Origin of the sequence: Roseburia sp. CLA-AA-H209 (assembly GCF_020687575.1) — a bacterium.
Taxonomy (GTDB): domain Bacteria; phylum Bacillota; class Clostridia; order Lachnospirales; family Lachnospiraceae; genus Roseburia_C; species Roseburia_C amylophila.
Genome location: NZ_JAJEQU010000022.1, coordinates 1 through 13,724, shown reverse-complemented (window position 1 = coordinate 13,724; position 13,724 = coordinate 1). Strand labels below are relative to the sequence as shown.

At 41.3% G+C, this 13,724-nt stretch carries 12 protein-coding genes and 1 pseudogene; 3 read left to right on the top strand and 10 right to left on the bottom strand.

Annotation, left to right across the window (positions count from 1 at the left end):
- Positions 1–53: 53 nt before the first annotated feature.
- From LKD41_RS14255 to LKD41_RS14230, 6 genes are all read right to left on the bottom strand, one after another.
- On the bottom strand, positions 54–1,241 hold the full coding sequence (locus tag LKD41_RS14255) for an ABC transporter permease (protein ID WP_227701535.1): 1,188 nt from the start codon (positions 1,239–1,241) through the stop codon (positions 54–56).
- Positions 1,238–2,014 (bottom strand): ABC transporter ATP-binding protein, encoded by a 777-nt coding sequence (locus tag LKD41_RS14250; RefSeq protein WP_349225262.1) that lies wholly within the window; start codon positions 2,012–2,014, stop codon positions 1,238–1,240. Before LKD41_RS14250 ends, LKD41_RS14255 begins: the two co-directional genes overlap by 4 nt.
- An 87-nt stretch (positions 2,015–2,101) precedes the next feature.
- The gene (locus LKD41_RS14245; RefSeq protein ID WP_227701533.1) at positions 2,102–2,632 is read right to left on the bottom strand and encodes a DUF2812 domain-containing protein; all 531 of its coding nucleotides are present in this window, start codon (positions 2,630–2,632) and stop codon (positions 2,102–2,104) included.
- The gene (locus LKD41_RS14240) at positions 2,632–2,946 is read right to left on the bottom strand and encodes a PadR family transcriptional regulator (protein ID WP_227701532.1); all 315 of its coding nucleotides are present in this window, start codon (positions 2,944–2,946) and stop codon (positions 2,632–2,634) included. The genes LKD41_RS14245 and LKD41_RS14240 overlap by 1 nt, the downstream gene beginning before the upstream one ends.
- Positions 2,947–3,185: 239 nt before the next feature.
- A complete protein-coding gene (locus LKD41_RS14235; RefSeq protein ID WP_227701531.1) occupies positions 3,186–3,734 on the bottom strand; it encodes a DUF4190 domain-containing protein in 549 nt (182 codons plus the stop codon).
- Between the two features lie 20 nt (positions 3,735–3,754).
- Complete coding sequence (locus tag LKD41_RS14230; protein ID WP_227701530.1) at positions 3,755–4,369, bottom strand: DUF4190 domain-containing protein; 615 nt, start codon at positions 4,367–4,369, stop codon at positions 3,755–3,757.
- A 263-nt stretch (positions 4,370–4,632) separates the two neighbouring features.
- On the opposite strand from LKD41_RS14230, the gene LKD41_RS14225 reads away from it, so the two are divergent.
- On the top strand, positions 4,633–6,081 hold the full coding sequence (locus tag LKD41_RS14225) for a nicotinate phosphoribosyltransferase (RefSeq protein WP_117947570.1): 1,449 nt from the start codon (positions 4,633–4,635) through the stop codon (positions 6,079–6,081).
- Between the two features lie 218 nt (positions 6,082–6,299).
- Here the strand turns inward: LKD41_RS14225 and LKD41_RS14220 are convergent, their stop codons facing one another.
- From LKD41_RS14220 to LKD41_RS14205, 4 genes and pseudogenes are all read right to left on the bottom strand, one after another.
- Positions 6,300–7,316: a glycosyltransferase family 2 protein gene (locus tag LKD41_RS14220; protein ID WP_117947571.1), complete on the bottom strand. Its 1,017-nt coding sequence runs from the start codon at positions 7,314–7,316 to the stop codon at positions 6,300–6,302.
- Between the two features lie 30 nt (positions 7,317–7,346).
- Complete coding sequence (gene glf / locus LKD41_RS14215; protein WP_227701529.1) at positions 7,347–8,492, bottom strand: UDP-galactopyranose mutase; 1,146 nt, start codon at positions 8,490–8,492, stop codon at positions 7,347–7,349.
- Between the two features lie 346 nt (positions 8,493–8,838).
- The gene (gene mutY, locus LKD41_RS14210) at positions 8,839–9,927 is read right to left on the bottom strand and encodes an A/G-specific adenine glycosylase (protein WP_022243430.1); all 1,089 of its coding nucleotides are present in this window, start codon (positions 9,925–9,927) and stop codon (positions 8,839–8,841) included.
- Between the two features lie 119 nt (positions 9,928–10,046).
- Positions 10,047–11,217: pseudogene (locus tag LKD41_RS14205) on the bottom strand (pyridoxal phosphate-dependent aminotransferase).
- A 691-nt stretch (positions 11,218–11,908) separates the two neighbouring features.
- Between LKD41_RS14205 and LKD41_RS14200 the strand changes: the two are divergent.
- Both LKD41_RS14200 and proC read left to right on the top strand, forming a co-directional pair.
- Positions 11,909–12,703: an enoyl-CoA hydratase-related protein gene (locus LKD41_RS14200; RefSeq protein WP_022243431.1), complete on the top strand. Its 795-nt coding sequence runs from the start codon at positions 11,909–11,911 to the stop codon at positions 12,701–12,703.
- 81 nt (positions 12,704–12,784) lie between these two features.
- Complete coding sequence (gene proC, locus LKD41_RS14195) at positions 12,785–13,603, top strand: pyrroline-5-carboxylate reductase (RefSeq protein ID WP_227701528.1); 819 nt, start codon at positions 12,785–12,787, stop codon at positions 13,601–13,603.
- The last annotated feature ends 121 nt before the right edge of the window (positions 13,604–13,724 follow it).

Here is a 13,724-nt window from a genome sequence, read left to right as displayed (position 1 = left end):
TATGTTTTTTCATTATTTTAGTCCTATAAAAGCTATTTGTCTAGTATTTTTTTCTAGGAATACATAATTTTCTCACTGCCAAACATTTTCGCCAGTACCATTGATAAAATACCGGTATAAATAAGGTTGCTGACAAGACATGCCACAATATTGATTCCGCTGTAGGAGAAATCAAAAATTCCGGTCATGCCCTGCACACTGTTATAGAAAGGAATCAGATACCAGTAAAATTCCTTCGGTGCTCCGCTTCCAAGCATAGATGTAACGGAAATTACCATTACCACAACCATCAGCGGCATAATCATAGAACCGGCTTCCTTTACCGTCTTTGCAAATGCTGAAATTACAGCTAATGCTCCAACCAGTACCAATACTGTGGTAAGAATCACCAGCAATAAAAGGATATAATCGGTGACGCTGTATACGCTGGCATCCATTGCATTGGATTCTGTTCCCATTAATTTTGGAAGGGATAACATGGTACCCACAAAACTGGAAATTCCACTTAAAAGTCCGATAATACCAAGGCTGATGATTTTTCCCATGGCAAGCTGTCCACGTTTCATCGGTGTTACCAATAAGGTAGCAATAGTTCCTCTCTCCTTTTCCCCTGCTATGGATTCCGGTGCAATTGCCATACATCCTGAGAAAAGGAATATCATAAGCAGCATTGGAAGCATCATGGAGAAAATCTGTCCGGTGCTGTCTTCCTTGCTGGCAAGGTCATATTCTTCGTCACCGCTGTTGACATCGAACTTATTTGCCATAGAAGCTTCATATCCATCTAATACAGAAGCCATAATCTGATAACATGCCGTGGATTCGGTATCTGCGGAATTATAATATAAGGCTACCTGCGGAGCCGGTGTGGTAGCAGTCATGCTGTCATATGCCAGTACATCTGCTTCAAAATTTTCCGGAAATACCATCAGCATTTCCGCATCTTTATCGGTTACCGCCTGCTTCATATCCTCTTCGCTGACACCATCCCGGTCTAAATATTCCACATTGATGTCACTGCCTTTTATCATGGCTGAAACCGTGGATGGCATATTTTCTGCATAAATACGATAGGTATAATCCTCATCTGCTTCAAATCTGGAGGTCAGTCCGCTGCCCATGAAGCTGTACATGATATAAATCATTAAGCCCGGCATCAAAATCGTAGTAAATACCATTCTTTTATCCCCGAAGAAACGGGCAAGTTCTTTCTTTATAATTGTTATAAGATTGTTTCTCATTCTGCTTCACCTACCGTTTCTTCATAGATTTCAAAGAATCTGTCTTCTAATGATTTGCCATTTTTCACTGCCTCTAATGTATCGCAGATAATCATTTCTCCCTTAATGATAATTCCGACTCTGTCACAGATTTTCTCAATCAGGCTGAAAATGTGGGTAGAAACGATGATGCTCTTTCCTTCTTTCTTAAGCTCTAACAGGAAATCCGTTACTACTTTGGCTGTCAGAACATCAAGTCCGTTGGTCGGTTCATCAAAGATAATGATTTCCGGGTCATGGACTAAGGAAATAACCAAAGAAACCTTCTGTTTCATACCGGTAGACATATCCTTTACTTTCACTTCTGCAAACTGTGTGATGCCGAAGCGGTCAAAAAGTCTCTTCTTTCTTTCATCCCGGACAGCCGGCTCTACTCCGTATAAATCCGAAAAGAAATTATATAAGTAATTTGGTGTAAAAAAGCCCTCTAATTTCAGTTCACTGGTCAGAAAGCCGATCTTACTGCGGACTTCTTCCGGTGCATTAACAATACTGCTGCCATCTAAAATAGCATCTCCGGAATCCGGTTTAATCAGTGTTGCCAGCATACGGAGTGTGGTTGTCTTTCCGGCTCCGTTTGGTCCAAGCAGTCCAAACACCTCTCCCCGATAAGAAGTAAATGATAAATCATGCACTGCAATTCGCTTCTTCTCATTGGTTTTCTCAATCTTTTGTTGTTTCTGGGATAATGTAAAGGTCTTATTGAGACCCTTTACCTTCATAATCTCCTCCATAACTTCTCCTTTCAGTTATCGTCTTGATTGTACTATTGTATTATTACATTTGTGTATCTGTGCGTCAAGCACTATTTTTTTCAACGGTTAGTGCTTTCCTTTTACTTTCCGGTATTTACAGGTAAATGCTGCAAACAACACAAGATACATCACTATAACAATCCCCATTAATGCTGCGTCAAAATACTCTCTGCAATACAAAGTCCTTATAAAGCCCGGCAGCAGCAGACATAAAAACAGAATTATCAGTAAAATAATCCTTCTGCGAAAGACCCTTTTTAACATTTCAAGCCTGGAATCATCATCGCAGAAAATCTCGTCTGCGCCCTCCGCCTCTGCCGCTGGTTTTCTGAAATAACTATAGCCCACATAATCCTGTAGATATTCCCAGCCGCAGTCTTCAAACATCTTCGTATATTCCGACTTATGCAGAATGCCTTCCCGGTTATAATCCAGCCGGTAAATCACATCCTCCGGCTCACATTTTTCAAAATGATACATGCAAAATCCGGATACCTTTACAAGCTTCCAGCCATCCTTATGCATGCTGCGAAGATAGGCTTCCTCTTTCTCATGGTTTACTATGGTAAAATACTTAAATACCGTCTTTTTCTCCATTATATTTCCTCCTGTGCAATCCGATACAGCCGCTCTATCCGCTTTAATTCCAGTTGCAATACCTCTAAGCCAAGTTCGGTAATCTGGTAGATTTTCCGTTTATCTTCTTCCCGGATAAACTGGATCAGACCATCCTTTTCCATCTTGGATAAGCTGCCGTACATGGTTCCCGGTGCCAGCCGAATGGCTCCATCTGTAAGTTTTTCCACCGTCTGGACAATGCCATAACCGTGATTCGGTTTCTTCAAACACAGCAGAATATAAAATGCCGTTTCCGTCATCGGAACATAAACCTTTTTAATATGCTGGTTCATGCTTTTCCTCCCTGTACTCTTCACTGCGATATATCGCACTGCTATATACTATATCGTACTTCGATATATTTGTCAACTCTCCGACTTTTTCCCGCGCCTGCGGTGGTCGCTTGCGACATCTACCTTATACGCCGTAGTGCGCATCCTCGCGGAGCGTTTTTTACTTTGCATGAAAACAATTTCCTGTAAAGTAAAAAGCACTGAACAGATTTCTCCATTCAATGCTTCTTATGTTCTTCTTAAAAATTCTCAAAATTATGCTGCAGATAATCCTCTAAATCCTGATAGTCATCCGGTGCTTTCATTTCACCATCAAACTGATATTCATAACGTCTTAGGAATTCATCCGGCCCACTGGTTCTGCCTGCTGCATGAATAATCAAAAGCCAGTACGTTACAAATGCAAGTATACCAACTACAGCTGTTACAATACCTGCAACTGCCATTCCATGGTTCTGTTTTTGTTTCACCAGATGTATAATTCCAAAAACAATTGCCAGAATTGCAGTTATAATATTGATTCCGGTGCAAAATAATACCAGTGAAATCAGCCCCAACACCATGGATGCAACTGCGAAACCTTTTCCCGGCTCCTCTTTCCGGTTATCTGCCGGACGCTGATTGTAATTCGGCGGGTACGGATTCCCATACTGCGGATTCTGGTTCTGATTCGGCGGGTACGGATTCCCATACTGCGGATTCTGGTTCTGATTCGGCGGGTATGGATTCCCATACTGCGGATTCTGATTTTGATTCAACGGATATGGATTCCTGTTATCTGGATACATTCTGCTTCACCAATTCCTTTTTAATAATAGTAGCTATATTCCAAAGAACTTAATGATACTGCACCAACGATGCACAGGATAAGTACCAGCACCAGAAGTGCAATGGTAATAATACTGCAGACAATACCTGCTGTTGCCATTGGTGAATGCTCGTTTTTCTTATTATAAAGAATACCAAGGATTAATCCTACAATTGCACAAGGAAGTCCTACAATCCAGAAACAGATTGCCGGGATGGATATAATTCCCAGTACCATGGATGCAATTGCCATTCCTTTTCCGGATGAAGCCGGCTGGTTGTAACCATACTGTGTCTGGTCGAAGCTTCCATATGCCTGCTGCTGTGGCTGCTGATAAGTTCCATATCCCTGCTGGGACTGGTCATAACCATAGTTCTGCTGTGCATACTGCTGATTCTGGTTATAAGCCTGCTGGTCATAATTCTGCTGTGGCTGTTCATATGCCTGCTGTGGCTGTTCATATGCCTGCTGTGGCTGTTCATATGCCTGCTGTGGCTGGCTATATGTCTGCTGTGGCTGGCTATATGTCTGCTGCGGCTGGCTATACGCCTGCTGTGGCTGGCTATATGTCTGCTCATTCGTTCCATTTTCAGTGTTGAAATTTTCTTCACTCATTATAATACATCCTCCATTAGTATAAAATATTTTCTCCCATTTATTGTAGCAAATGCCTACCTCCATTACAAGAAAAATAAGTGAAATCATAAAATTTTTATAAACTTTTTCTCATATATTTTATCATAAACTTTGCAAATCCGGAAAAAATGGTTATAATGAAGCATATTTATACTCATTACTTGCTTTTTTGTAAGTAAAAGTCTATAATTCATCTGACAAGACACCTGTATTTACAGATGTAAAAGAAAGGAATATCACATATGAGTACATTAAATTTGACATTGTTGACTGATCTTTATGAGATGACAATGATGCAGGGATACTTTAAAACCGGCAACCGTGATGTGGCTGTTTTTGACGCTTTTTACCGCACCAATCCATGTGATGGCGGTTATGCAGTCTGCGCGGGATTAGACCAGATGATTGACTATATCAAGAATCTTCATTTTGACGAAGAGGATATTTCCTATTTAAGAAGTTTATCCATCTTTGATGAAGACTTTTTAACTTATTTAAGTAACTTTAAATTCTCCGGTGATATCTATGCAATTCCGGAAGGAACTCTGATTTTTCCAAGAGAGCCTCTTGTAAAAGTGGTTGCTCCGATTATGGAAGCCCAGTTAATCGAAACTGCAGTCTTAAATATCATCAACCACCAGAGCCTGATTGCCACCAAGGCTGCCCGCGTATGCTACGCTGCCCAGGGTGATGGCGTCATGGAATTTGGTTTAAGACGCGCCCAGGGTCCTGATTCCGGAACCTACGGCGCCAGAGCTGCTGTTATCGGCGGCTGTAAAGGTACTTCCAACGTCCTTGCCGGTCAGATGTTTGACGTCCCGGTACTTGGGACCCACGCCCATAGCTGGATTATGAGTTTTCCGGATGAATATACCGCCTTTAAGAAATATGCAAAGCTTTATCCATCTGCCTGCATCCTTCTTGTCGATACCTATGATACTTTAAAATCCGGTATGCCAAATGCCATCAAGGTATTTAAAGAAATGAGAGATGCCGGCATTCCGCTTACCTACTACGGAATCCGTATGGACAGTGGCGACCTTGCTTATCTTTCCAAGAAAGTCCGCAAAATGTTAGATGATGCCGGATTCCCGGACGCAGTTATCTCCGCTTCCAATGATTTGGATGAGTATCTGATTGAAAGCTTAAAGATTCAGGGGGCTACCATTACTTCCTGGGGTGTTGGAACCAACTTAATTACTTCCAAAGACAATCCTGCTTTCGGTGGTGTATACAAGCTGGCTGCTATCCAGAATGAAGCTGGTGAATTCATTCCAAAGATTAAGCTTTCCGAAAATGTGGAAAAAGTTACAAATCCTGGCAATAAAAATGTTTATCGTATTTATGATAAAGAAACCGGTAAGATTAAGGCTGACCTTATCTGTCTGGTGGGCGAAGTCTTTGATGAATCCAAGGACATGAAGCTCTTTGACCCGAACGCCCCATGGAAGAAAACAACTCTTCCTGGTGGAAGCTATACACTGCGTGAACTTCTTGTTCCGGTTTTCCAGAAGGGCGAATGTGTTTACGAATCTCCAAGTGTTATGGATATTCAGCGTTACTGCACCAGAGAAAAAGATACCATCTGGGATGAGACAAAACGTTTCGTAAATCCACAGGAAATCTACGTTGATTTATCCGACAAATTATATGAAATGAAAACTGCTCTCTTAAATAAAGAACATATGTAACTCGCAACTACGAGAAACACGCTTTGCGAGTTTCTCGAGTTATCGCGGTGCTCGTCAAATCTGCATGCAAGCATGCGATTTTTCTCGCTACTCGCGTAAAAAAAGAAACCTCCTTTACCGTTTTCCCGGCATAAGGTGGTTTCTTTATATAAGTAATAACGCCCTCTGTTGTTTTTCTTTTCTACAGCATACACTCGTTTATTCACATTTTTTTCAGCTTAGTTGAATCCCACAATCTTCTGGGTCAGCTTATAAGCTGCAACAGAAATCTTTCTTCCACTCTTACCCGGGAGATTCATGGACTGTCCTAAAATTCCCCTTCTTAAATGATGGAAAAGACGAAGGTCATAACCTTTGATATAAGACCAAAGTTCCCGTTTCTTCATGAGATTTTCTTCTGTCTCGGAACGCAGGCAAAGTACTGTCGATACTACAGTAATAATTTCAAGGTAATTAAACATATATTTTCTTAATTTAGGGTTTGCAATTTTCCACAAATTCACTTCTTCTATCATCAGTTTATTTACCTTAATCTGCTGATCAATTCTTCCAATCATAACCTTTTCATTAACAGACTGGTCTTCCCTTCCGATAAAATAACGATAGAAATCCACATTCATATAATACATGGTCTTTACATATGGCAACGGATTGTATACAAAAAGATTATCCACATAGAAGGTGTGTCTTGGCAGCTCAAGTCCGCAATCCTTTAATAACTGGGTACGGTAAATAACAGAATGCATCAGAATATAATGCCCCTTGCTGATATGCCTTACATCAGACCATGTAAAGACTTCATTTTCCGGGAACATTCTGGTATATTTCATTACTTTTTTATGGTCTGCGCCCTGCTTCTCATATACGAAATTGCTGATAAACATATCAAGAGTAGTACTTCCGCCCACAAGTTCCCGTAATTTAGCAAGAATCTTGTGATAGCTCTCTTCATCTACCCAGTCATCACTGTCTACTACTTTAAAATACAGTCCGGTTGCATTGGCAATACCGGTATTTACAGCTGCACCGTGTCCACCATTTTCCTGATGGATTGCCTTAATAATAGTAGGATATTTCTTCTGATAACGGTCAGCAATCTCTGCTGTTGCATCCTTTGAGCCGTCATCTACGATTAAAATCTCCACATCATCTCCACCTGTTAGCAGTGTTTCAATACAATGTTCCATATAATCCTGTGAATTGTAACATGGAATGGTTACTGATAATAATTTCATTCTTTTTCTCCAATCGTTTTTCGAAACATTTTATTTTAAAAGTTCTTTGGTAAGTTCTAATGCTTTCTCTGTCATGGCATCAATATTATAATATTTGTATTCTGCCAGTCTTCCCAAAAGATGCATGTTCGGATATTTTCCGGTCAGTGCTTTATATTTTTCATATAATGACTGATTTTCTTCATTTAAAATGGCATAATAAGGAATCTCTCCTTCTGCTCCACTGTATGCAAATGGATATTCCTTTACAATCGTGGTTCCATCTGCCTGCTGCCCAGTCAGATACTTAAACTCCGTAATTCTGGTATAATCCTCGCTTACCGTATAATTTACAACACTGTGTCCCTGATAATCCGGTTTGTCATAATATTCAAAATCAAAGCGGAGTGAACGATATGGCAGTCTTCCATAACAGCATGCAAACAACTCATCCAGTGCTCCGGTATAAATGACATTTCCTTCGAATTTCTTTCCATCAAAATAAATGCCGTCCTCTGTAAATTTCAGTACCTCTCCGGCATCTACACCAGTTCTCACCTCAATGCCCGGATGGTCTAACATCTTTTCGAACATTGCAGTATAACCGTCCTTTGGCATACCCTGATATTTATCCTGGAAATATCTGTTATCATAAGAAATCAGCACCGGCACACGTCCTGTTACCTCCGGGCTTATCTCCTCTGGTTTCTGTCCCCACTGCTTCATCGTATAATAAAGGAAAACATTTTCGTATACATAATCCGCAATCTTCCGGATATCTGCATCTTCATTTTCCCGTAATTTCATAATTGGGACCCGGCTTCCCTCTCCGTATGCGGCAATCAGCTTCTGCTCTAACCGGTCTGCCTGCTCTTTCCCATAAACCATATGTAAAGTATTCAGGTTAAATGGTACCGGAATCAGTGTCCCATGCACATTTGCTACTACCTCATGACCAAAGAAATACCAGTCTGTAAATCTTGACAGATACTGATATACTTCTTCCTTATTTGTATGAAAAATATGTGGACCATATTCATGTATTACAATTCCATGGTCATCCGGTCTGTCATAACAGTTTCCTGCAATATGATTTCTCCGTTCCAATAAAAGAACCTTCTGCTTTCCTTCTTCTGCCAGCTTTCTTGCTGCCACACTGCCGGCGATTCCGGCTCCGATTACAATGCTGTCGTACATTTCTGTTCTCCTTCCCCCTTGGTAATCCTCATTCAATTATACACATTTGTCATTTGTTTTCCAATTCATTTTTTCTTAGGATTTCTTTAAGGCACTTCGTTTACAATTTATTCATATTTTATTTACAGCCTTCTAACAATCCGGGCACATTGTTTTCACATTCTGCTTTTATACTATAACTAAGCTGAGAAAGAAAAAAGCGATAATTTTATTTTTTCATAGACCTTGCATCTGATGCAAGGTTCCTCCCAAAAAATAGTGTTTTTAACACTTACCATAAAAAATCTTTTTCATATGAAAGGCCGGTGATAATCACCGGCTCCCTCTTTTTTCTATGGCTTTTCTGCTATTCTTCCTTATATCTGTCATTTCCAAGACGAATGTTCATATATCCTGTGTATCTGGAAAATGCTGCCGGAATCGGATACTGTTCTTCCGTTTCTTTCACATCCACAAAGAGCATATTCTGATACTCCTGCTCTGTCTCATCAATCTGCACTGCATATCCTGTCATATGCCATTCAATATGGGAAAAAATATGCCTGCTGTCTTCTAATTTTTTCAAACGAATCGGTGACAACCCCATTTTCTTAAGATAGGTAATAACTTCCTCTTCCTTAAGATGCCCTTCCACATTTGGAAATTCATAGAGTCCAGCTAAAAGTCCCTTGTTGGCCCGTTTATGCAAAAGAACCTTATCCTCTGCCTTTATAACAAGAACTGTTCTGTCCTCTATCCTTCTTGCCTTCGCCTTGCTCTTTACCGGAAGTTCTCTCCAGCGTCCGCTCTTTTGTGCCCGGCAGACTTCTTTCCAAGGACATGCTTCACATAAAGGTGCCCCATTCGGCAGACATACCGTTGCACCAAGCTCCATCAGTGCCTGGTTAAAAGCTCCCGCCCTGTTTTCCGGCATAATTTCCAATAAGTCCTTCTCCATTGCCGTCCGCACAGATGCTTTCATGATATCCGCATCATCCTCTGTTACCCGGGATATGACACGGAGCACATTTCCATCCACCGCCGGTACCGGAATGCCAAATGCGATAGATGCGATGGCTCCTGCCGTATAATGACCAATTCCTTTCAACTTTGTCAGTGCCTCATAATCTGCCGGAAGCTCTCCATGATAATTCTCCATGACCGTCTGTGCTGCAATCTGCATGTTTCTCACCCGGTTGTAGTATCCAAGTCCTTCCCAGAGTTTCAAAAGCTTCTCCTCCGGGCAGTCTGAAAGCGCTGCCACATCCGGCAGCTCCTTTAAAAACCGGTCAAAATATGGTTTTACCGCTTCCACTCTGGTCTGCTGCAGCATAATTTCAGACACCCACACCCGGTATGGGGTCGGCTCATTGCGCCAGGGCAACACTCTGGCATGGTCTTTAAACCAATTTAATAATGGTTCTATCAGGGTTGTCAGGTCAAATGGTTCTCTCATGGTTCCTCTTTCTAATTCTATTTCGTGGTTATTGCTAATATTCCGGCAGTCCGGGTATCTTATCAACAATACCATCTACTCACGTAAATCAAATGCATCACATAATAATTTTCCAATTATTAGAACTGTGCTACGAATTCAGCAATTTTCTCCAGACAGGCACGAATGACATCCTGCGAATATGCATAGGAGCATCGTACAAAGCCTTCTCCGCATGTACCGAAGGCATTTCCCGGGATAACGGCTACCTTCTGTTCCTGCAACAGGCGGTTACAGAATTCTTCACTGGTAAGTCCTGTTTTTCGAATGTCCGGAAATACATAGAATGCGCCTTCCGGTTCTGCTACGGATAATCCCATCTTACGGAATCCCTCTACCATCAGTGTTCTTCTGGCATCATACTCTTCCCGCATGACTGCAATCTCTTCATCTCTCACCGGACTGGTCAATGCTTCCAATGCCGCATACTGGCTGGTGGTTCCTGCTGACATAGTTGTAAACTGATGTATTTTATTCATATGAAAAATAACATCCTTTGGTCCTGCTGCAATTCCCATACGCCATCCGGTCATGGCAAATGCTTTGGAAAATCCCGTTTAATACAACGCAGCGCTCATACATGCCCGGAAGGGATGCGATGGAAACATGTTTCTTTCCATAGGTTAATTCTGCATAGATTTCATCGGTAATCACGAACAAATCATGTTCCTTTACCACTTCTGCAATTGCCTCTAAATCTTCCTTTTCCATAATTGCTCCGGTCGGGTTGTTCGGATAGGAAATCAGTAAGACTTTGGATTTCTCCGTTATCTTTTCCTCTAACTGTTCTCTGGTCAGACGGAATTTATTCTCCGCTCTTAATTTTAATGATACCGGAACACCGCCACATAATTCAATACATGGAATATAGGAAACGTAGGAAGGTTCTGCCACTAAGACTTCCTCTCCCGGATTCACCAGTGTCCGAAGAGCTAAATCAATTCCTTCGCTGGCTCCCATAGTAATCAGTATTTCGTCCTGTTTATCATAATGCAAATCAAATTTTGTCAGATAATCCGCTGCTGCTGCACGCAGCTCTACCGTTCCGCGATTATCGGTGTATTTGGTATCCCCCTTTTTTATAGAAGCAATCGCTGCCTCTCTTACATGCTCCGGTGTCGGGAAATCCGGTTCGCCTACACCCAGTGAAAGTGCGCCTTCCATGGTATTTGCCACATCAAAGAAATCCTTGATTCCGGAATCCGGCATATCCTGTACGATTTTTGATAAGTATGATTTTGTATCTTTCATTTTCATTGACCTCTCTTTGTACAAGTCCTGTCATGTAATTACGCAATTATTTTTTAGAAACAGTGGTTTTCGAATTTTAAGCAGCTTTTCTATAAGATTTTTTGTTGAAAGCAGAATGTATACAATTCTTAAAAGTGCTTTTTTCTTATTGTTGTCTGTTTTGCCGCCTGCTTTGACCGGATGCCTTCTAGGGTCCGTCTGTTACGGATATCTAAGGCACCTTTAAGCAACTCTAGGCATTTCTGCTTATAAAGCTGTTTTTCCGGCAACCGGCGCATAGTCACATCCGTGCTCCAATGCGCCTTCCTGGCACATCCATGTGCCAGGATTGCCAGTTGACAAAAGAAATGCCAAGAGCTGCTAGCAAGGCACCTAAATGATATCCGTATTCAGGTGAACCCTAGAAGGCATACAGTCAAACATTGGAAAAACAGGCATTATCCCAAGAGAAAAAAGCACTTTTGTAGAATTGTGGCATTCTGGTTTCTAAAAAGGCTATAGAAAAGCTGCTTAAAATTCCCAAAATCCGCTTTCTCACAAAAACCATTGCGTAATCACATGACAAGTCTTTTCCTATTGTAGCACAATCCCTGTAAAATACCAGTTTTTATTGACAAATCCTCCCAAAAGTTATACCATTATAAGTATTGAAACATTGTTAATAATTTATCAATCAGGAGGGTCCTATTTCATGAACAACTTAACTTTAACAGTTGAAAACGAAATTGCAGTTCTTACTATTACTAGACCTGCAGCATTAAACGCATTGAATTCCGAAACATTGGATGAACTGAACACTGTTCTTACCGAAATCGAAGGAAGAGACGATATCAAAGTCGTTATCTTAACCGGTGGTGCTGATAAGAAAGGTAACGAATTCAAATCTTTCGTTGCTGGTGCTGACATCGCTGAGATGGTTAACTTCTCTGCTGCTGAAGCAAGAGCATTCGGTATGAAAGCTTCTGTTCCATTCTTTAAATTAATGAATATGAGACAGGTAACTATTGCTGCTGTTAATGGATTCGCTTTAGGTGGCGGATGCGAAATTTCTATGGCATGTGATATCCGTATTGCTTCTGACAACGCAGTATTCGGACAGCCTGAGTGTGGTCTTGGAATCATCCCAGGATTCGGTGGTACACAGAGACTTGCCCGTCTTGTTGGCATGGGACGTGCAAAAGAAATGATCTTCACCTGCGATAACATCGATGCAAACGAAGCATACCGCATTGGACTTGTAAACAAAGTTGTTGCAAAAGAAGAATTAATGCCAACCGCAAAAGCTATGGCAGAGAAAATTATCTCTAAAGGAAGCTATGCAGTATCTATCGCAAAAGCTGCTATCAACAACGGATATGATATGGATATCAAGAATGCTGTTGAAATGGAAGCTAACCTGTTTGGCGTAACCTGCTCTACCCATGATAAAAAAGAAGGCATGAGTGCTTTCTTAGAGAGAAGAGCTGCTGACTTAACAGATTTCTAATTAAACTTATACTTAAACAATATCAAAGGGGATATTCCAGTAGCATCTGGGATATCCCCTTTCATAAAAGGAGAATACATCATGTTAGATAAAAAAATTGGTTTTATCGGAAGCGGTAATATGGGTCGTGCCATGATTGGCGGAATTATCTCTTCCGGTCTGGTTCCTGCCAGCCACCTGATTGCCAGTGCGAAAACCCAGGTCACACTGGATACACTTTCTGAGCAGTATGGTATCCGCACCACCTTAGACAATGAGACTGTTGCTGTAGAATCCGATATCATTTTTCTTGCTGTAAAACCATATCTTTATGAAACAGTCATCAAAGAAATCAAAGACTGTGTTACCGATGACAAAATCATAGTTGCCATTGCTGCCGGACAGACCATTTCACGGATTGAATCTTTATTCAGCAAAGATATTAAACTGGTTCGTACCATGCCAAATACACCGGCTATGGTTCAGGAAGCCATGTCTGCCATTACCCCAAATGAGCATATCACAGAAGAAGAAACCAAAATGGTTGTCTCTCTCTTTGAAAGCTTTGGTAAAGCAGAAATTGTACCGGAAAGTCTTATGGATGCCGTAGTCGGAGTCAGTGGTTCCTCACCGGCTTATGTCTATATGTTTATTGAAGCAATGGCTGACGCAGCTGTTAATGACGGTATGCCGCGTGCCCAGGCTTATAAATTTGCTGCCCAGTCCGTTCTTGGTGCAGCTAAAATGGTATTAGAGACCGGTAAACATCCGGGCGAATTAAAGGATGCAGTCTGCTCCCCGGCCGGAACTACCATTGCTGCTGTGGCTAAATTAGAGGAAGGCTCCTTCCGCAGCACCGTAATTACTGCCCAGAATGCCTGCTCTGAAAAATCCCGTGCCATGAGCAAACTCTCCGATTGATATTAAAGATATATAAGAAACCCCGGAAGAACTAATTTACATACTGATATGTACCCAGAATCCTGGACACATATTTATGAACTAGGCTGAACACATGGATGCTATCCTGTATTGTACAGGC

Bases quoted from the DNA above. Each gene is read 5' to 3' on its own strand.
- LKD41_RS14255 (WP_227701535.1), bottom strand. From the start codon at position 1,241: ATGAGAAACAATCTTATAACAATTATAAAGAAAGAACTTGCCCGTTTC.
- LKD41_RS14250 (WP_349225262.1), bottom strand. From the start codon at position 2,014: ATGGAGGAGATTATGAAGGTAAAGGGTCTCAATAAGACCTTTACATTA.
- LKD41_RS14245 (WP_227701533.1), bottom strand. From the start codon at position 2,632: ATGGAGAAAAAGACGGTATTTAAGTATTTTACCATAGTAAACCATGAG.
- LKD41_RS14240 (WP_227701532.1), bottom strand. From the start codon at position 2,946: ATGAACCAGCATATTAAAAAGGTTTATGTTCCGATGACGGAAACGGCA.
- LKD41_RS14235 (WP_227701531.1), bottom strand. From the start codon at position 3,734: ATGTATCCAGATAACAGGAATCCATATCCGTTGAATCAAAATCAGAAT.
- LKD41_RS14230 (WP_227701530.1), bottom strand. From the start codon at position 4,369: ATGAGTGAAGAAAATTTCAACACTGAAAATGGAACGAATGAGCAGACA.
- LKD41_RS14225 (WP_117947570.1), top strand. From the start codon at position 4,633: ATGAGTACATTAAATTTGACATTGTTGACTGATCTTTATGAGATGACA.
- LKD41_RS14220 (WP_117947571.1), bottom strand. From the start codon at position 7,316: ATGAAATTATTATCAGTAACCATTCCATGTTACAATTCACAGGATTAT.
- glf (WP_227701529.1), bottom strand. From the start codon at position 8,492: ATGTACGACAGCATTGTAATCGGAGCCGGAATCGCCGGCAGTGTGGCA.
- mutY (WP_022243430.1), bottom strand. From the start codon at position 9,927: ATGAGAGAACCATTTGACCTGACAACCCTGATAGAACCATTATTAAAT.
- LKD41_RS14200 (WP_022243431.1), top strand. From the start codon at position 11,909: ATGAACAACTTAACTTTAACAGTTGAAAACGAAATTGCAGTTCTTACT.
- proC (WP_227701528.1), top strand. From the start codon at position 12,785: ATGTTAGATAAAAAAATTGGTTTTATCGGAAGCGGTAATATGGGTCGT.